This is a genomic window from Bradyrhizobium manausense, assembly GCF_001440035.1.
GTDB classification, from domain to species: domain Bacteria; phylum Pseudomonadota; class Alphaproteobacteria; order Rhizobiales; family Xanthobacteraceae; genus Bradyrhizobium; species Bradyrhizobium manausense.
The window spans coordinates 282,838-301,706 of sequence record NZ_LJYG01000047.1; the positions used below are offsets into that span (position 1 = coordinate 282,838).

The 18,869-nt window shown below is 61.4% G+C and carries 15 protein-coding genes and 2 pseudogenes; 8 read left to right on the forward strand and 9 right to left on the reverse strand.

The window, feature by feature from the left end; translation table 11 throughout:
- Positions 1-35 precede the first annotated feature (35 nt).
- A complete protein-coding gene (locus AOQ71_RS12525; protein ID WP_057746628.1) occupies positions 36-2,546 on the reverse strand; it encodes a response regulator in 2,511 nt (836 codons plus the stop codon).
- A complete protein-coding gene (locus AOQ71_RS12530; RefSeq protein WP_083514147.1) occupies positions 2,543-4,018 on the reverse strand; it encodes an ATPase domain-containing protein in 1,476 nt (491 codons plus the stop codon). Before AOQ71_RS12530 ends, AOQ71_RS12525 begins: the two co-directional genes overlap by 4 nt.
- A gap of 717 nt (positions 4,019-4,735) precedes the next feature.
- Between AOQ71_RS12530 and AOQ71_RS43120 the strand changes: the two genes are divergently transcribed.
- Together AOQ71_RS43120 and AOQ71_RS47690 are read left to right on the forward strand one after the other, a co-directional pair.
- Positions 4,736-4,999: a hypothetical protein gene (locus AOQ71_RS43120; protein ID WP_245316855.1), complete on the forward strand. Its 264-nt coding sequence runs from the start codon at positions 4,736-4,738 to the stop codon at positions 4,997-4,999.
- A gap of 851 nt (positions 5,000-5,850) precedes the next feature.
- Positions 5,851-6,060, forward strand: coding sequence for a GDCCVxC domain-containing (seleno)protein (locus tag AOQ71_RS47690; protein WP_083514149.1), 210 nt, complete (start codon positions 5,851-5,853; stop codon positions 6,058-6,060).
- A gap of 217 nt (positions 6,061-6,277) precedes the next feature.
- On the opposite strand, the gene AOQ71_RS12540 is transcribed toward AOQ71_RS47690, so the two are convergent.
- Both AOQ71_RS12540 and AOQ71_RS47695 read right to left on the reverse strand, forming a co-directional pair.
- On the reverse strand, positions 6,278-6,829 hold the full coding sequence (locus tag AOQ71_RS12540) for a protein phosphatase CheZ (protein ID WP_057746635.1): 552 nt from the start codon (positions 6,827-6,829) through the stop codon (positions 6,278-6,280).
- Between the two features lie 435 nt (positions 6,830-7,264).
- Positions 7,265-8,326, reverse strand: a complete 1,062-nt coding sequence (locus AOQ71_RS47695) for a sensor histidine kinase (RefSeq protein ID WP_083514150.1) — start codon at positions 8,324-8,326, stop codon at positions 7,265-7,267.
- 81 nt (positions 8,327-8,407) lie between these two features.
- Here AOQ71_RS47695 and AOQ71_RS12550 point away from each other — a divergent pair, with 81 nt between their 5' ends.
- From AOQ71_RS12550 to AOQ71_RS12575, 6 genes are all read left to right on the forward strand, one after another.
- Complete coding sequence (locus AOQ71_RS12550) at positions 8,408-8,857, forward strand: response regulator transcription factor (RefSeq protein WP_245316856.1); 450 nt, start codon at positions 8,408-8,410, stop codon at positions 8,855-8,857.
- A gap of 448 nt (positions 8,858-9,305) precedes the next feature.
- On the forward strand, positions 9,306-9,710 hold the full coding sequence (locus tag AOQ71_RS12555; RefSeq protein ID WP_057746896.1) for a response regulator: 405 nt from the start codon (positions 9,306-9,308) through the stop codon (positions 9,708-9,710).
- Between the two features lie 222 nt (positions 9,711-9,932).
- Complete coding sequence (locus AOQ71_RS12560) at positions 9,933-10,142, forward strand: hypothetical protein (RefSeq protein WP_057746638.1); 210 nt, start codon at positions 9,933-9,935, stop codon at positions 10,140-10,142.
- Between the two features lie 9 nt (positions 10,143-10,151).
- Positions 10,152-10,988 carry a tyrosine-type recombinase/integrase gene (locus AOQ71_RS12565; protein WP_057746640.1) on the forward strand — a complete coding sequence of 279 codons (837 nt, stop codon included), beginning with the start codon at positions 10,152-10,154 and terminating at the stop codon, positions 10,986-10,988.
- Positions 10,989-10,999: 11 nt separating this feature from the next.
- Positions 11,000-12,199 carry an IS91 family transposase gene (locus tag AOQ71_RS12570; protein WP_057746643.1) on the forward strand — a complete coding sequence of 400 codons (1,200 nt, stop codon included), beginning with the start codon at positions 11,000-11,002 and terminating at the stop codon, positions 12,197-12,199.
- A gap of 456 nt (positions 12,200-12,655) precedes the next feature.
- On the forward strand, positions 12,656-13,825 hold the full coding sequence (locus AOQ71_RS12575) for an ATP-binding protein (RefSeq protein WP_057746646.1): 1,170 nt from the start codon (positions 12,656-12,658) through the stop codon (positions 13,823-13,825).
- A gap of 404 nt (positions 13,826-14,229) precedes the next feature.
- Here AOQ71_RS12575 and AOQ71_RS47700 read toward each other — a convergent pair.
- The 5 genes and pseudogenes from AOQ71_RS47700 to AOQ71_RS12595 all read right to left on the reverse strand — a co-directional run.
- Positions 14,230-14,509, reverse strand: a 280-nt coding sequence (locus AOQ71_RS47700; protein WP_245316857.1) for an HNH endonuclease, incomplete at its 5' end; no start/stop codon positions are given.
- 1 nt (position 14,510) lies between these two features.
- Positions 14,511-14,791: pseudogene (locus AOQ71_RS47705) on the reverse strand (HNH endonuclease); the annotation flags it as partial.
- A gap of 309 nt (positions 14,792-15,100) precedes the next feature.
- Positions 15,101-16,624, reverse strand: a pseudogene (locus AOQ71_RS12585) (acyl-CoA synthetase); the annotation flags it as partial.
- 15 nt (positions 16,625-16,639) lie between these two features.
- Complete coding sequence (locus AOQ71_RS12590) at positions 16,640-17,824, reverse strand: ABC transporter substrate-binding protein (RefSeq protein ID WP_057746653.1); 1,185 nt, start codon at positions 17,822-17,824, stop codon at positions 16,640-16,642.
- Between the two features lie 39 nt (positions 17,825-17,863).
- Positions 17,864-18,838 carry an NAD(P)H-dependent flavin oxidoreductase gene (locus AOQ71_RS12595; RefSeq protein ID WP_057746656.1) on the reverse strand — a complete coding sequence of 325 codons (975 nt, stop codon included), beginning with the start codon at positions 18,836-18,838 and terminating at the stop codon, positions 17,864-17,866.
- Between the last annotated feature and the right edge of the window lie 31 nt (positions 18,839-18,869).

The following is an 18,869-nucleotide window of genomic DNA, read 5'->3' on the forward strand; positions in this document are numbered from 1 at the left end:
GTGCGAGCCACGCTCGCTTCAAGGAGCAAGCGTGTTTACGACACCCGCCGCAGCACGCGCGAAAGTTCCTCAGCCGCGTAGGGCTTCTGGATGAGATCGAAACCATGGCGACCATCTTCAGCAAGGACTTCACTATAGCCAGAGGTCAGGACGACCGGAATGCCGGGGTAGCGGCGCCTGATCTCCCTTCCAAGGTCCACCCCATTCATCCCCGGCATGATCACGTCGGAAAAGACGACGTCATAACTGTTTGCCTCATCTAAGAGCTTCAACGCCTCGTCCGCGTTCGCGGCAAGTGTCGTCTCATAGCCGAGGTCCTCCAGAATCTGGGTCGAAGATCGTCCGACCTCCACGTTGTCCTCTACCACAAGAACGCGGCGTCCGCGGCCGTGATCGGATCGCGGACTTTCGAGCGTCGCCGCGCCGGCAGCTTCATCAGAAATGGTCTCACGCTCGGCTCGGGGCAAATAGAGTGTAAATGTGGTGCCCAGGCCTACCTCGCTCTCAACCGTGACGTCGCCGCCCGATTGCTTAGCGAAGCCGTAGACTTGGCTAAGTCCTAGGCCGGTACCCTTGCCTACCTCTTTCGTAGTGAAAAACGGTTCGAAGACATGCGTCAGCTTATCCGGCGAGATGCCTGCGCCGGTGTCGGTGAGCGATACGGCAACGCAGGGATCGCTGCCGGCTTGCCCGCGAACGGCTGGCATGCCTGCGAGCTCCTCTATCTTGATGAGCAGCGCCCCCTCGCCATTCATCGCATCGCGGGCATTCACAGCCATGTTGACAAGCGCCGTCTCGAACTGGCTGACGTCCGCCTCGACAAAGCAATTCTCGCACGCGACTTCTGTCTCGATCCGGATTCGAGATCCTACGATCGTGATCAGCATATCGATAATAGCCTGAACACGATCGGCCGCATCGAACACTTCAGGCTTAAGCGCTTGCCGCCGTGCGAACGCTAGAAGCTGGCCGGTTAGCTTGGAGGCGCGGTCCACGGTGGCCGAGATGGCATCCACGTAGCGCCGTCGGCGCTCTTCGCTAATTCCCGGTCGAAGGAGGAGGTCCGTCGAGCTTTTGATGATTGTAAGCAGATTGTTGAAATCGTGTGCTACGCCTCCGGTCAGCTGGCCCACCGCCTCTATTTTCTGTGCCTGACGCAGCGCTTCCTCTGCCCTCATCAACTCGGCCGTACGCTCCATGACGCGCTGTTCTAGAGTCGCGGCGAGTTCTCGAATTTCGCGTTCCGCACGTCTTCGTTCGACCGCGGTACGGGTGCAATCCGCAACCTCTCGGATCAGGTCGAGCTCTGCCGGCGCCCACTCCCGAGCAGTCGCATGATTGAGGTAGAGCAACGCGACAAAGCCGCCCTGTTCCGTGACCGGCATATTCACAACGGATTGGGCGCTTATCGCCTTTAGGGCATTCGCGGTCGCGGCCGTGCGAGGATCATTTTCTGCATCCGCAAACACGACAGTTTCGCCTCGCTTTAAATCCTCGATGTACGTCCCGTAGTCGCGAAAGTGCAGGACGCCGGCCAAACTCTTGATGCCGGGCGCGTTCCAATCCCGCTCGATGGTGATCGTTTCGGCCGCTTTGTCGATCGTGCCGTAGCCCGCACGGCTAACCCCCAATGTGCGCCCGAGTATTTCGGCTGCTGCATAGGAGAGTGTGGCGGGATCGTCGATGTCGCGGATGCGGTCCGAGAGTTCGACAAGCGCTATGCGGCGCGTTTCGGCGAATTGGCGATCGGTTTCGTCACGCGCGATCTTGATAAAGCCCCGCTCGTGACCCTGGTCGTTCCGCGGTAGGGGCCGCATCGAACCCCTTAGATACACGAGGGACCCGTCGGCACGCTGATGCCAACGCTCGTCAGGCGCAAAGCCCTTCTCGCGCGCGCTGCAAGCCTCGACTGCCGGCTGCCCGGATGCACGGTCCGCGGGTGTGAAAATCGCGTCGGCGGAGCGACCTGTCATCTCGGCGGCTGTCCAGCCGAAGATCGCCTCAGCCCCAACTGACCAGCTAGTAACGCGTCGCTCCGGGTCAGTGGTGATGATGGCGTAGTCGGCGGCACTCTCAATGACGAGCCGCAGTCCCTGTTCGCTCGCCCGTAGCGCTTGGAGCCTGGCACGAGCCTCGTACTGCCGGCGGCGGCTCCGCAGCGCAGAGCGTGCGAGGCTTACAAGGGTGGTGGGGTGGAAAGGGCGCTCCAGGAACGTGACATTGCCGAGCACATCGAGAAAACGCTGAGCAGCGGGATTTCGCTCCAATCCCCCACCACGGGTCGTGAGCAGCACGAAGGGCAGGTCCGACCAATCTTCCTGTTCTGCAAGCCAGGCGCTGAGAGGCCTGAGATCGGCCGTGGCGAGCGCCTCCTCAGTGACGACAACGAAGGCCGCCCCTGCATTGAGTTCTGCAATTAGGTCCGAGAGCGAGGAACAGGGGTCAGCAAGGAGATCCGCTTCGCGCAGGATCCCCGACGCAAGAATTGCGTCGCGACCTCGTGGGGCAAGTACAAGGGCTCGCTCAGAGAGCGTGCTACGGTTCACGTGTCCTCCGCGTTAAGCAACTTCGAACCGCCGCCAAGGAGGGTCGGTACGCCACGTAGGACCCCTTGAAAGTTCGTGAGCGGCTCGCCTAGCCTGATGCCCAATCCACCAATGCGGAACTCTCGAATTGTATCCTCGTGCGAGCTGGTGCGTTTCTTAATGACCGAAATCGCGCGACGCACGCGGCCAAGCGCCTCAAAGTAGCGCAAGAGGATGACCGTGTCGGCGAGGTAAGTGACGTCCACAGGCGCCTGCATGTCACCAACAAGCCCGTGCTGAGCGACGATCAGGAAAGTCGTGGCGCCTTGCCGGTTCAAGTATTGAAGGATCTCATGCATGTGGAGCACCAGCGCGTGTTCACCGGGCATGGCAGCCTGGTAACCATTGAGGCTGTCGATCACCACAGTCTGTGCGCCGTGGGTCTCGACGCAATGCCGCACACGAGCAGAAAATTCGCCGGGGGCCAATTCGGCAGCATCCACCTGCTCGATGACGAGCTGTTCGGCCTTGACCATCGCTTGCAGGTCGATGTTCAAGCCTTTCGCGCGCTCGAACAGGAGCCCAAGTTCTTCGTCGAAGATGAACATTGCCGCGCGCTCGCCGCGCTGTGTGGCGCTTCGTACGAAGGTCAACGCGAGTATCGACTTGCCCGCTCCGGCCGGGCCGAGAATGAGGACGCTCGAGCCCCGTTCGACCCCACCGCCAAGTAGAGCATCGAGTTCACTGGATTCGGTCCTGACAACCTCTCGGGAGTAGACCACTTTGTGCTCGGCCGATACGAGTCGCGGGAAAACCTGAAGGCCTCCGGGCGCAATCGTAAAATCGTGGAAACCGCCTCGATACCGTCGTCCGCGGTACTTGATGATCCGTAGCCGCCGCCGCTCGCCACCGTATTCAGGCGCGACTTCTTCCAAGCGAATAACACCATGTGCGACCGAGTGAACCGTCTTGTCGTTGAGCTCGGCAGTGAGGTCGTCGAGCAAAACAACGGTGGTGCCCGCCACCGCGAAATAATGTTTGAGACTGAGAATCTGTCGGCGGTACCGCAGCGAGCTCTGAGCAAGCAACCTGATCTCCGAGAGACTATCAAGAACGACGCGCTGCGGCTTCACTTTCTCGAACGCCTCGAAGATACGCTTCGTCGTCTCGCCTAGTTCCAGGTCGGAGGAATAGAGCAGGCTCTGCTGTTGGTCTTCATCAAGTAGGTTCTCCGGCGGGATAAGCTCAAAAATCTCCACCCCCGTCAGATCCCATTCATGCGATGCGGCGCTAGCGCGCAATTCTTGCTCAGTTTCGGAGAGAGTGATGTAGAGGCACCGCTCCCCGGCTTCAGCTCCTGCGATCAGGAATTGCATCGCCAACGTTGTCTTGCCGGTGCCTGGAGCGCCTTCAAGAAGGAAGACGCGCCCCCGCTCGAACCCTCCACCAAGTACGTGGTTTAGCCCCTCTATACCGGTCCCTGCTTGACCCATGACTGCTCGACCTTAAACGTCCTATGGCTACGTTCCGAAGCATAGCATGCGCTCGGACGAATTCGATCCTTGTTGCGTCTGATGTGAAATTGAAATTTTACTATCCCAGTTCTGGGCGTGATTAACCCAACCTAGGTGCTCGTGGTTCCGCAACCCTGTCGCCAGGCGGTAAAGAAGCATCCTCAGATATCTGGTATGGATCACACGAAGCCAGTAACTGTGGTCTCTTTCAGCCAGCATGGCCTAAGACGTGATCCTAGACGCAGTCCTCTTCGGGCTTTGTCCGCCTTCGTCCGGAAGCGAAACTATCGACTGCTGCGACCAGACTACGCAGCCAAACAGTAATCGGTTTGCGGCACTGGTGCTGAGACGGCTTCATCAGTCAATTGTGTTCACTTTTGCACTGAACAGCGCGCCTCGCGACGATGAATCTGGATCGAGCCAGCGCCTCGAGGCGCCGAGGGAAATAACTTGGCTCGGCGCACAGCACGTTCGCCTCGCCGTTCACACCGGGAGGATCAAGTACCTCCTTGAACATTTCCGTCTCGGCCTCCACTTCGGCCTTCGCGACATAGTCCTCGTCTATTATGTTATGGCTTCGTCCGAGCGGCTACGTAACCGATAGCAACTGCCCGATGCCGCGGTCTCGGTTAGGCGGCCCGGCGTCCGTTTCTCCTCCCACCCGATATCGGCGTGCGGCCGCGGGAGGGCGCACAGGTGGACTTGCAACTGCTGTCAGGGCGCGTCGGACGTTGGCTCAAAGCCAACCTATTTCACTTCCCCGAGGCAGTGTGGTCGCGCAAGCGTGGATGTGCGGAGCTGTCGGAGGGTGACGTGATCGCGCTGCATCTCGTAATGGAGCGCATCGTGTCGGTGGGACTGAGGGTTCCGCTTTATGGACGGCTGCGACGTTGGGATGGCACGTCCCCGGTATGGCCGTTGCTGGTGCGGGAGAAAGCGCGGCCGTATCGCTTCAAATGAAAGAGGCCGCCAATTGAGGCGAACTTACTTCTTATAGAGAATGATGCTGAGAGCTTTAGCCTGCCGTCTAACCGAGGAGACCCTTCGCCCTAGCAGCTTGGCAGCGCGTGCGGCACTTGTTCTGCCCTTGGCTAATTGCAAAAGACGGTTGGCCTCTACAGGCGTCCAATCTTGAGTCCGCTTATCGTTCATTTACCCCTTGTGTCATCTCTTGGTTAATCGGCGGTTTCGGACACTCCGCAATTCTACTTAGAGAGGGGCAGCTAAAGGACATTGCCCCGCCACCCTGCGGGACTTTCGTGCACTTACTGGGTCTTCCCATTGCGTTTCCTCCGCAGGCACAAGACAGGTAGACCGCTGGCTCCCTATTGGCCCGGGAGCTGGGGCTTTCTGCGTGTGGCGGAAAGGCCACTGAAATTATTGAGAGGACCAACTAAGGCGGCCTCGCCATACGGCGACGAACGGTCTTGATCGCCCAACCACGGGTGGCCTGGTTTTGTTCTCTGGGCGAAGAACTACGGCGGCCAACTGAGGTGGCTCTACCTTGCCAATGCACCTAGCAGGCGCTCCATATCTAGCTCGTGCAGTTCTTGCCTACGTCTCAACCTAGCGAGCACGCTCATGCGCCTGTTGTCATGGCCCATCTCCGGTCCAGTTTCGCGATCAGCTGCTCCGGCTGGGCAAGGTGACGCTCCCCAATCGCGGCGCCAAGAGAGCCGTGCCCATGGCTGGGCGCCATACTAGTTAAGCCTCATCAGCGCGCTGTCCGTTGCGACCGTACTTGTAGGGACAGCGGCAGCATGGGACCATCTGGAACGCCTACTTTTGAAGGTCATTAGGACAACCCGGCAATGCAATTACAATCGACACTGACCTGCCCCGCCTGTGGCCACAAGACCACAGAGACCATGCCGACTGACGGCTGTCAGTTCTTCTACGACTGCAAGGGCTGCGGCACTAGGCTGAAGCCTAACGCGGGGGACTGTTGCGTGTTTTGCTCCTATGGCAGCGTGGCGTGTCCGCCTATTCAAGAAAATGGCAAATCCGCGTGCTGCGGCTAGGACCTACCCAGTACAGCCTACCGAGTACAGCTAGGATAGCTTTCGTCACCTGTTGGCCCTTCGCTCCCGTTAGGGCGTTGCGGCGAGATGTCCGGGATCGGGGGCGTGTGGAGACTCCCCCATCGCTGGTCAAAGCGGCGCTGTTGACCCAAACCGGAAGTCGCGCCCGGCAAATCAATCCTTTACGTGTTAGGATGCCGCGGTTCCTTCTGCAACGTTACCCGAATATGGGCATCCGGTTCGAGGCAGTTTGCGCGAACAGCTTGTCGATATCCTCCTGGGAAATCGCCGCGCCCGGCCGCTGAGGGCCTTGCATCAAATCTGGCACGCTTTGGACAGCAAGCTCGGCGGCGAGCCGTGCCAGCTCCTCTTTTCCCCACATGCGGACCAGCCTGTTGATGTGGTCCTCCATGAACTGCAGCGACTTGATCACGCGCGTGATCCGCTGCCCTGTGAGGTCCTGAAACGCGCAAGCCTCGAACACATTGTTTGTGCTATTGGCGATCTCATCGCATACCGACACTGCAGTTGGATCGTTGATGCTCTGCAACTTCGCGACGCTGGCGCCGATCGCCTCCATGCTTTCGAGGATCGCGTTCCCAGCTGCCTCCGTGTTCTCGACGATCGCGTCGAGGGTGTCGGTCATCCTCGCGAAACTGCCCTTGCTGTCGCCCTGAAGAGCGGCAAATTCCCGTCGCATGCTGCTCATTTGGCCGAACATCTCGACCAAGAGCGTTTTCAGCATCCTCTCTTCTTCAGGCGCAATCATCAAAAATCTCCGACTTCCGGGGCAAACCGTCGCGATCAGGGCTGTCTCTAAGCGGCCAGGTGGCCCTTGGCGTGTCGGGCGAGGTCAGCCCAGGCCAAAGCAATCCGAAGTCACTTCTGGCGTTCAGCCGGGCAACTCGCGGCAATGGCTTTCCTCATTGCAGCGAGGGCTTCGGCTTGTTGGTCAGATTCCCGCATCATGAGCGCGATCATTCTCAGAAATTATTAAAGCTCATGAAATGCACCCCCCGGGAAAATACCGAACGAAGAGCAAGTGGGTTCTCGGCGGTTTGCCGCATCGGGATTGGGCTTGCCGGCGTCGAGGCTTCTCTCAACAGGAACGGGGGAGACGTCGTGGGTTGGTGCCGATGGCGCGTAAGTGTGGCCGCACGCGCCGCCCAGCCCTGGCGGAGCTAACGCTCGCTTCTGTTCCGAACTATCGAGGATGCGCCCGCACCCGAACCCTGAGGCCGGGATCGAGCCGTTCGTGGGACGTTTCGCCTTCGAGCTGTTGGGCCAGCAGTTGAACGATACGCGACCCCAATCCGCCCGGCTCTTGCCCCTCCCGTAGGCCTACGCCGTTGTCGGAGACGGAGAGCTCGATGCCGCTGCCAGTCGAGAACGCGACCGCGATGTGGCCGGGTCTGTCGCCGGGAAAGGCATACTTGATCGCGTTCGTCACAAGCTCGTTCGTGATCATGCCGATCGCGAGCGCGTGGTTGCTGGCGAGGTCGACGTCCTCGCAGACAACCTGGAAAGCGACCGGTCCGGAAGGAGCCAGGGACTGGAAGACCTTCTCGACGACGTCGTTCAGGAAATAGCGCATGTTCACCGAGCGGGAATCTCGTTTGGGCGAAAGGTGGTCGTAGACCTCCGCCATCACCTGCAACCGCCGGGCAGTGGCTTCCAGGGCGGCCTCGACGTCGGGACCGCCGTGCCTTGCCTGCATCCTGATCATCCCGCCGAGGATCGCCAAATTGTTCTTGGTCCGGTGGGCCATCTCCTGCAGGAGCAAGGCCTTGGTCTTGTCCGCCAGCATGACCCGCCGCAGTTCGGCGCGCTGGAATTCGGCGACAGCGGCGGTCCCGGCTGCTGTGATCGCGAAGAGCGCATTGGGCGCGAAATAGTCGATGCCGTTGCTGCCGGCATAGCTGAGATAGGCGCCGACGGCGACGGCGATGATCGCGGCGAATATTCCGGACCCGCGATCGAAGATCAGGCCCGAGAGAAACACGCCGGGGAGCAGCAGGAAATACCCCGGCGAGCCTGTCTGCATCTGCAAGACCATCTGCAGTACGGCACAGCCCAGCATCATTGTCGCCGAGACGCCGTACCGGGCGGGAGTCGAAAGCCGGTGCTCCAGAACGAGCGGATAGAGCCTGTTCATAAATCGGAAAAACGCCTGTCCCTGATAGCCGTTCCTCGCCTTGGCGGACCAGGTCCAGCCATCGGGCCGGCGGCTCTCCTGCAAGCCCTCCTTGGCTGAGGAACGACCCACATGTTGCGCCGTTCGATTGCTTGATAACGCAAGCTATTTCAAGAGCCAGCAGTGAGCGTACTTCTTGTTGAGGACGACCCTTTGATCCGCGAATTCGTCGTCGAGGCGCTACGCGAGGCAGGCTATCACGTGATCCACGCGAGCAATGGCGAGGAGGCACTGGCCTGGTGCAAGCGCCGCGTCGCGGATGTGCTGGTCACGGACGTCACGCTGCCGGGACAGATCGACGGGTGGCAGATCGCGGAGCGATACCGGGAGCAGGATCCGGGGCTGCCGGTCATCTACGCAACCGGCTTCTCGCCAACGACGCCACGCCCGGTCCCGGGCAGCCGCATCGTGAAGAAGCCTTTCAATCCCGAGGAACTCGTCCGGACCATCAGGGAGAATCCGAGAGAAGAATGGCGCATCGACTGTTTAGTCAGTCTATGCGCGGCCAATCTCCTGATTCGCGACATGGACGGAAAGAAGGGCGATCCTTCGGTTCTGCGGCTGGCAGCGCGACGAGATAAAGCTGGTGTAGCCGCTCAATGATCTGCTGCTTTTGTGCAAGAAGCCGCTTGGCCGTAGTCACCCTGGATCTTCGATGAAATAGCGCGAGCCCAACGGTAAAGTATGCCGATGCTATCGGGTGATTGGGAATGAACCCTTTTGCCCGATGCTCCTGCCGCTCGATCTGCTGAACCAGATTGCGCAGCCGAATGGGCAGCTCATTTGGCATCGACGATAGAATGAAGCTCAGGCGCTCCCCTACCTCTCGCCGAATAGCCTGATTGTGTTTCGGATCTAGTGCGCTGCCCACGAGGCGCCTCCGCCGCCCCAGCAACCCACAAACGCACAAACCCTCTTCCCGGTTTCCAATGTTCACTTTTGCACGGACATGCGGGAACGACATGGCAGCCACCGCGTTCCCTTCCCGGAACCTGGCTTCCGCGCGGTGCAGCAAGGCCCGCCGAGGATGTGGAGTAACGCCTTGGATGAGATGCCGGTGATCCTATTCGTTGAGGACGAGCCATCGGTGCAAGAGTTCGTCAAGGACGCATTGCACGAGGGCGGCTACGACTTGACAGTATCGACGTCAGCCAGCGAGGCCCTTACCCTGCTCGGGGGCGGCGTGGTGAAATACCGCGCCCTTGTAACCGACATCCACATAGACGGTGAAATGAATGGGTGGGATTTGGCGAGGCAAGCGCGGCAGATTGATCCGACAATTCCGGTGATCTACATCACCGGCGCTGCGGCAGACCAGTGGGTGTCCCAAGGCGTTCCAGAGAGCGTGCTGTTGCAAAAGCCATTCGCGCCCGCACAACTCGTCACGGCAGTATCGCAGCTCTTGAACGCTACCGTCCAAAAGGCGGGCCACTCGCTCCCCGAGACGAAAAACTGAAGTAGGCCGAGAAATAGTTGGTTGTGGAATGCTCCGATTGTGCGCGGGGTACTGTCCGTGTTTACCCCCGAGGTCCTGGTAAGGATGGCGGCTTTGGCATTCCGTCGCTTGACTGCCAAGTTCCGGAAGATGCATTGTACTAACATCACCGCCCGAACCGTGGCCACTATCGGTGACTGAGAGACCGTTGCGCTCCCGCCTAACCACAGCGGGAGGCGTTTGATGAAAGACGTACAAGCGCACTTAGAAAAATTGCGCGCCCAAATCGCGGAATGCGAATTGATCCGCGATCTTGCTACTGATCCCCTAAAGCGCGACACATTCAGCAGGATGGCTGAGCACTTCAGGGTGCTGGCGGGCCAGCTTGAGCATGTCATCAAGTACGGGAAAGCCGACGACACTTTCCTCGGCCGCAGAACCCGTCAACCCTAGTACGATGAGATGGCCCGGGTTCGTGCTGTAAGGCCGCCTTACTACGTGCAAAGGGTCAAGGACTTCGCGGCGTTTCTCGGCCGCTCTCCCGACCTGGTCCAGTCGGAGGACGTGCGCGGCTTTCGGCTGCATCTGGCGTCGAGCGGCGCCGGCGCGCCCAAGATCAACGCCACCGTCTCGGCGCTGCGGTTCTTCTTCAATGTGACGCTGGATCGCCCCGACCTCGCCAAGCACCTGACGTTCATGCACGAGCCGCGCAAGGTACCTGTGGTGTTGAGCCCCGAAGAGGTTGCACGCTTTCTGGAGGCGGCGCCGAGCGTCAAGTACAAGGCGGCGCTGAGTGTCGCCTACGGTGCGGGGCTGCGTGTTTCCGAGGTCGTCTCACTGAAGGTATCCGATGTCGACTCCGAGCGCATGATGCTGCGCATCGAGCAGGGCAAAGGCCGCAAGGATCGCCACGCGATGCTTTCTCCGGTGCTGCTCGAACTTCTGCGCGATTGGTATCGTATTTCCCGCCCGCAGGGCTGGCTGTTTCCGGGACTGAAGCCGGCCAGCCCGATGACGACACGCCAGCTCACGCGCGCCTGCCACGCGGCAGCCCACATGGCCGAGATTACCAAGCGGGTGACGCCGCACACATTGCGCCACAGCTTCGCCACCCACCTGCTCGAGCAGAACATCGATATTCGGGTGATCCAGGTCCTGTTGGGTCACGCCAAGCTCGAGACAACGGCGCTCTACACCCGCGTCGCCACCAACACCATCCGCGAGGTCATGAGCCCGCTGGATCGCCTCACGCCGCTGACACCCAAGAAGAATGAGCCCAGAGGCGCGCCACTCGCCTGAGCACGACGCGGGTGGCGCGTCCGGCACTGGAGGTCGCGGATATCTTCCGCGACCATGGTCCGGCGTGGCGTCAAACCAATGCCGGCCATGTCAGCCTCCAGCAGTTGAAGGTGATGTCGGCGATCGAGAGCTGTCGCACGGCGGCCCTCGGCGGCCATGTCGCGCGCTGCGAGGACTGCGCCTATACGACGATCGCCTACAACTCCTGCCGCAATCGGCACTGCCCGAAGTGCCAGGGCGCCGCGGCGAAGCAGTGGCTTGCCGAGCGCGCGGCCGAGCTGTTGCCGGTGCCGTACTATCACGTGGTGTTCACGCTGCCAGCGCCGATCGCCGACATCGCCTACCAGAACAAGGCCGTGGTGTACGATCTGCTGTTCAAGGTCTCGGCCGAGACCATGCTGACGATCACCGCCGATCCGAAGCACCTCGGCGCCCGCATTGGCATCACCTCCGTGCTGCACACCTGGGGCTCCGCCATAACCCATCATCCCCACGTGCACATGATCGTACCGGGTGGCGGCATCTCGCTCGACGGCAGCAAGTGGGTATCGTGTCGATCCGGCTTCTTCCTCCCGGTGCGCGTGCTCTCGCGGCTGTTCCGCCGGTTGTTCCTGGAGAAGCTCAGGGCGGCGCACGCCACCGGCCGCCTCAACTTCTTCGGCGATCATGCACCGCTTGCCGACACGCAAGCCTTCGCAGCCCATCTGGCGCCGCTGCGCAGAAGCGAATGGGTGGTTTACAGCAAGCGCCCGTTCGGCGGACCCGAGACGGTGCTGGCTTATCTGTCGCGCTACACCCATCGCGTCGCCATCGCCAATAGCCGCCTGATCGCCTGCGACGAGCGCGGCGTCACCTTCAAGTGGAAGGACTATCGCATCGAAGGCCGCGATCGATACAAGCAGATGAGGCTCGGGACCTTCGAGTTCATCCGCCGCTTCCTCAGCCACGTGCTGCCAAAAGGCTTGCACCGCATCCGCCACTACGGCCTGTTCGCCAAAGGCGCTTGCGCCGACAACATCGCACGCGCCCGTGAGTTGCTCGCCGCTACAAAACCTGAAGGTCAGCACGCCAGTGCTGCCTTCGAACCCAGCAAGCCGAACTGTCCATGTTGCGGCGGTCGCATGATCGTCATCGAGGTCTTCGCGCGCGGTGCAACACCACGGCATCGACCAACAGGTCCAGCGACCCTGATCAGGATCGACACCTCATGACCGCGTCACACTCCTGCAAATCCGCTCGCCCCGCTCGCTGGCTCTCGACCGGCCACGGCAGGGCGCGCCCAGAGATTCGCCAGCCCTCGCAAATCGTCCGACAACTTGCAGAACTCGGCGCCATCCACCGCTCATTGGTCAGCCGCTCAACTCGAACCACTCGTTGCAACGGCTCGATTCGGATCAGTCAGCCCCCTCGCGGCATTCAAATCGCCATAGCGCCTGCCGCAAGGCCCTACGTTCCCTTAAGCGCGGTTTCCTCCCTTGGAGGCTTTCGGACGCCGGCCGCCCGAATATGCCGCGCCATCACGCCAGCGGCCGGCATCCGAATCCCTGTTTCATCGGTACTCCAGGGTGCAGCACCGCCCCGCGCAATTGCTTATTGTTTGAGATTATGGCACATTTATACCCCCCTACCATAATTTATGCTTCCGCTCATATTCGGAGCTAGAGGAAATGGCAGCTGGCTTCGTCTTTCATCGGCCAGAGCTTGCCCGCCCGATGGCGGACATCGCGCTTGGAACCGATCCCCTCGCAGGCAACTCAGGCCTTTTCCTTGCCGCACCACGCCGCACCGGGAAAAGCACATTCCTGAAGGCCGACCTCGTGCCCGAGCTCGAAAGCCGTGGCGCCCTTCCGGTTTACGTGGACCTTTGGGCGGATCGTAGCCGGGATCCAGGCGAAGTAATCGCCGACAGGATCAGGGCCACGATCCAGGATCACGAGTCGGGCATTTTGAAAGTGGCGCGCAAGTCTGGCATGTCGAAGATCGGCATCGGCTCTTGGCTTGCCGTCGATATCGAAAAGATCGGGAAACCCGGCGGAGCTACGATGGCCGACGCCATCGCCTACCTGAACAAGCGAGCTGGCCGTCCAATCGTATTAATCGTTGACGAAGCCCAACACGCGCTGACCTCTCAGACCGGCGTGACAGCGATGTTCAGTCTGAAATCCGCAAGGGACACCCTCAACATCGGAGTAGATAGCTCCGATATTGGCAATGTCCGATTGGGGTTGGTCTTCACCGGCTCCCATCGCGACAAGCTGGCTTCGCTCGTGATTGGAAAGAACCAGCCGTTCTTCGGAGCGTCGGTCACCGACTTCCCTTTGTTGGGCGCCGACTTTGCCGCGGCCTATGCGGATTTCGTAAACACTCGACTCGCAGGGGATCGCCAGATCGATAAAAAGGTGGTCGCGCTGGCGTTCGAGATCGTCGCGTTCCGGCCCGAACTCCTCCAAGCGGCAGTCCGGGAATACGTAACGGGCTCCATCGGAGTGAATGGATCATCGCTTTCCCTCCATGAACAGGCATACGTCGTCAGAGCTCGCTATTGGCAGGAATTCGATTCTCAATGGACGTCCATGACGCCACTGCAGAGGGCCGTTCTGCGCCGCATCATCAATCAAGGCGAAAATTATAGGCCGTTCGATGCCGATTCTTTAGCCGCATATTCCGAGAATGCGAACCAGCAAGTCACCGTCCCCGACGCCCAAAGCGCCCTCGACGCGTTGCGGGAGAAAGGACTTGTGATCCGCATTGAGCGAGGTCGATATGCTCTGGATGATATATCGCTCATCGACTGGCTCGCCGACAGGACGACCAACTCGACGCCTCGTCTGACCTAGTGTGATATCCCAACTTCTCAATCGTTGTGGTGCGCTCTCAACGCCCTGATCTGGACGTCCCTTCGCGAGTACCGTCTCGAGAACACATGGCACGTCATAGGGGACGTACTTTGCGCGGCACTGCCGGATTTCGTTGGTCCGCCCCCGATTCGGAATGTGCGATTGCAGGGGACTGGGGGACGTGCTTTGGGCGTCGCCGCAGTGCGGGCGCATTCGCTCGGAGCGCCATGGAGCCGCGCGTCCGCGGCCGTGGGCGAATACCCCGGAATTCCGGAGTTTTTCGAAAATGCTAACTTAGGGCTGTATTTTTTGGCAATTCGGCCCGATCCGGAACGTCGAAAACGTGACACTCTTTTGTGTCTTTTGACAATCTTATGAGTCCCAGCACAAAGTCGCGCGCTGCCCTACGGATCCAGCTCCGTATCCCAGTAGAGGTAGTCCAGCCAGCTATCGTGCAGATAGTTTGGCGGGAACAGGCGGCCGTTGCGGTGGAGCTGGTGCACGGTCGGCGCGAACGCGTTCTGGCGCGGAAACATTTTTGCCTGAGCCGGCGTCAGATTGCCCTTGCGCAGGTTACAGGGCGAGCACGCCGCGACCACGTTCTCCCAGGTGGTCTGACCGCCTTTGCTGCGCGGGATGATGTGATCGAAGGTAAGATCGTCGGGCGAGCCGCAATATTGGCAGNCAGGCGAAGCGGTCGCGCAGGAAGACGTTGAACCGGGTGAAGGCGGGATGCGTGGTCGGCTTGACGAAGGATTTGAGCGAAACCACGCTCGGCAGCTGCATTTGCAGCGTGGGACTGTGAACCGCCTGGTCGTAATGCGCTACGATATTGACGCGGTCGAGGAACACCGCCTTGATCGCGTCCTGCCACGACCACAGAGACAGTGGGTAGTAACTCAGCGGCCGGAAGTCCGCGTTCAGGACCAGCACCGGCCAACTGCCTTGCGAGACATGTGCGTTCAAGTAACGCTCCCGGCCTCCAATATACGCTGCGAAGCAGCATGTACTGACATACTACATGCAGCGTGACGGGATTGTGAAGCCCGTTGAGCGACTTATTCAGGTGCAAGCAATACGGCGGCGGGGTGGCAAACGCCCAAAAATGCCGTGATTTGGGAGGGCCGGCTGGGGAGCCGGCGCGGAGCGGCCTTCCAATTCATGAACCCGATTTCGCCGACAAAGTGCTTTACCCAATCAGCGAGAGCATGTGGCCCTGCTCAGGCGGGATGCGCCCCTTCAGCGTGTCGAGATAGACCTGCCGCACTCGGCCCGTTAGCCGCGGTTTGCCCAATAGGGATCCCGCAGCTTGCGCTTGAAAATCTTCCCCGTCGCCTCGCGGGGCAGCGCATCCAGGAACTGGACCTCCTTCGGCACCTTGAAGTTTGCCAGCCGCTCGCGCAGGAACGCCTGGACGCCGGCGGCGGAGAGCTGCGCCCCGGTCTCCGGCTCGATGCAGGCGCACAGCCGCTCGCCATATTCCGCGTCGGGGATGCCGAACACGGCGCAATCGCGCACCCCTCGCATCGCAATCAGCGCGTTCTCGATCTCGGCGGGATAGACGTTGACGCCGCCCGAGATCACCATGTCGCGCTTGCGGTCGCACAGGAAGAGATAGCCGTCCTGGTCGAGATAGCCGACGTCGCCGACGCTGACGAGGCCGTCGCGCCCGGCCTCGGCGCGTGCCTGCGCCTTGCCGTGATAGTCGAAGTCCGGTACCGCCGTCTGGCGCATGTAGATTTCGCCGACCTCGCCGGCGCCGCAGAGGCTGCCGTCCTCGCGGAAGATCTTGACGATGCCGCCTTCGATGGCGCGGCCGACCGTGCCCGGCTTCTTCAAGGCCTCCTCGGCCGAGTGCCACACCGGAATGCCGGTCTCGGTCGAGCCGAAATATTCGTTGATGACCGGTCCCCACCAGTCGATCATGGCCCGCTTGATTTCGGGTGGGCAGGGCGCAGCACCGTGCACGACGAAACGCAGCGACGAGAGGTCGTAGCGCTGCTTGATTGCATCGGGCAGCCGCAGCAGCCGGACGAACATGGTCGGCACCATGTGGACGTGGGTGACTCGGTGGCGCTCGATCAGCGCCAGCAGCTCCTCGGCGTCGAACCGCGCCTGCAGAACGATGGTGCAGAAGCTGCGGAACGCCAGCATGCCGTAGGAATGCGGCGCCGAGTGATACATCGGCCCGTTGATCAGCACGACCTGGTCCTCGCGCGGCCTGATGCCATAGGCGATCGCGCCGACGCGCTCGGAGGCGGCGGCCTGCTCGGGCTGCATCGGCATGCGCCTTACGCCCTTCGGCATGCCCGTGGTCCCCGACGTGTAGATCATCGCTGCGGCACGCCGCGGCGGTTCCTGCGATTCCGGATGACCATTGCGCCAGCTGTCCCAATCGGTCAGGCCGGCCGGCACCTCAGCCAGTCGCGGAGGAATTGCGAAGGTCGACGTGAGCTCGGGCGGGGTTGCAACGACGAGGAGGCGGACGTCCGCAGGCAGGCCCGAACGGATCTGCGGCAGCAGATCGGCATGGCAGACCAGGATCTTCGCGCCGCTGTCGATGAGGATGTAGCGGACTTCCTCGGCCTTGAGATGCCAGTTGATCGGCACCACCGGACTGCCGAGCGCGGCCGAGGCCGCGACCACCTCGAACAGCGCAAAATCGTTGCGCAGCATCATGGCGACCGGCGCGCCGTCGGCGAGGCCCAGGCTGCGAAGCCCGCTCGCGGCCCGCCTGATGCGGGCCTGAATCTCGTCATAGCCGATCCGGCGTTCACCGCTGATGATCATGGCGTGTCCTTGTTTCGCGCGAGCCTAGCGATCGTCCAGCACGTCGCCGAACCCGACCCAGCTCTTGCCGTTGAAGCGGCGGAGCTGAAGCTGCTGGAACGGCAAATAATCATCAGGGCCGGTCGTGACAGACATGCCTGGCAGCAGCAGCGGCAACTTCACCTCCTTCAGCAAGGCAGCCTGGCGCATGATGTTGTCGCGGCTGACGTCGTCCTTGCACGCTCGGAGCACCGTCATCAGCAGCGTCGCGTAGTGGTAGCCGGCCGCGTGGTTGGAGTTGGAGAGGTCCGCATTCGGCATGTACTGCTTCATGAAGGCGAAATATTCCTTCACGCCGGGATCGTCGGCCCATTGCGGGTCCATCGTGTCCTTCTGGTTGCTCGACGAGATCAGCCCGACCGCGTTGTCCAGCCCAGCCGGCTCGAGGAACGAGATCGAGGAGGCCGAGGTCGGCACGAAGAACACGTCCGGCTTCCAGCCGATCTCGGCCACACCCTTGATCGCCTGCGAGGTGAACTTTCCGAGCACGACGCCGAACAGCACGTTGGCGCCCGAGGCTTTCAACGTCGAGAGCTGCGAGCTGATCGTCGGTGCGCTGGTCTCGTAGCTCGCTTCCGCGATGATCATGCTGGCGGCTTTGGCGCCGAGCGCACGCTTGAAGCCTGCGACATAGTCACGGCCGAAATCGTCGTTCTGCGAGAGGATGGCGATCTTCGCGTCGGGCTTGGACTGCAGGACGTATTTGGCATAGACGGCGCCCTCGGATTCATAGGCCGCCATGCCCGGCATCGTCCACGGGTTCTTCTGCGGATCGGCCCATTTGGTCGCGCCCGAGAGCACGAACAGCTGGGGCACCTTCTTGGCGTTGAGGTAGCGCTGCACGGCGCTATTGGTGGCGGTGCCGAGCGAGCCGAACATCATCAGCACCTCGTCCTGCTCCACCAGCTTGCGGGTCTGCTCGACCGTCTTCGGCGGCGAGTAGGCATCGTCCAGCGAGATGAACTTGACCTTGCGGCCGTTGATGCCGCCTTCCGCGTTGACCTTCTCGAAGAACGCCTCCTGGGTCCGTCCGATCGCGCCGAAGCCGGAGGCTGGTCCGCTATAGGGCAGGGTCTGCCCGATGCGGATCTCGTCGCTGCCTTCGGCGTGGGCGGTTTCAGCTGCGAGCGCCAGCATCGATAGGCCGATCAGTGCGGCTGCCAGCTTCATGATGTCCTCCCGTTCTTCTTTTCTTGTCAGTCTGAACCGTCAGGCGCTGGCGCGCATCAGGAAATCCTGTCGGGCCTGCTCGAACTCGCCCTTCATCCGCTCGACCAGCTCGGCGACCGGAGGCGCGTCGGTGATCTGGCCGATGCCCTGGCCGGATCCCCAGATATCGCGCCATGCCTTGGATTTCATGTTGCCGCCGGAGCCGAAATTCATCTTGGTCTTGTCGGCGACTGGGAGATTGTCCGGGTCCAACCCGGCGGCCGCAATCGATGGTCCGAGATAATTGCCGTGCACGCCGGTGAACAGGTTGGTGTAGACGATATCGTGCGCGGCGTGCTGCGTCAGCGCCGACTTGTAGGCCTCATCGGCGTTGGCTTCCCGCGTCGCGATGAAGCGCGTGCCCATATAAGCGAGGTCGGCGCCCAGCGTCAGCGCCGAGGCGATGCCATAGCCGTCGCTGATCGCGCCCGACAGCAGGATGGCGCCGCCAAACCATTGCTTGACCTCGCGCACCAGCGCGAAGGGCGACAGCGTGCCGGCGTGTCCGCCCGCACCGGCGCAGACCAGGATCAGGCCGTCGACGCCCTGTTCGGCGGCCTTGCGCGCATGCTTGACGTTGATGACGTCGTGGAACACCAGCCCGCCATAGGAATGTGCGGCCTCGACGATCTCCGCCGGCGGCCGCAGCGAGGTGATGATGATGGGCGCCTTGTGCTTCACACAGGTCTCCATGTCCTTCATCAGCCGGTCGTTGGAGGCGTGGCATATCTGGTTGACGGCGTAGGGCGCGACCCTCTTGCCGGGATTGCGCGAGCTGTGTTCGCCGAGCTCGTCCTCGATGCGGCTCAGCCATTCGTCGAGCTTTTCGACCGGACGGGCGTTGAGCGCGGGAAACGAGCCGACCACGCCGGCCTTGCACTGGGCGATCACCAGCTCCGGGCCGGAGACGATGAAAAGCGGGGAGCCGACGACGGGGAGCTCCAGCTTGTTCCTGAGCAGAGCGGGCAGTGCCATCCGATCCTCCTGACGACGCGTCGTCGGCCCG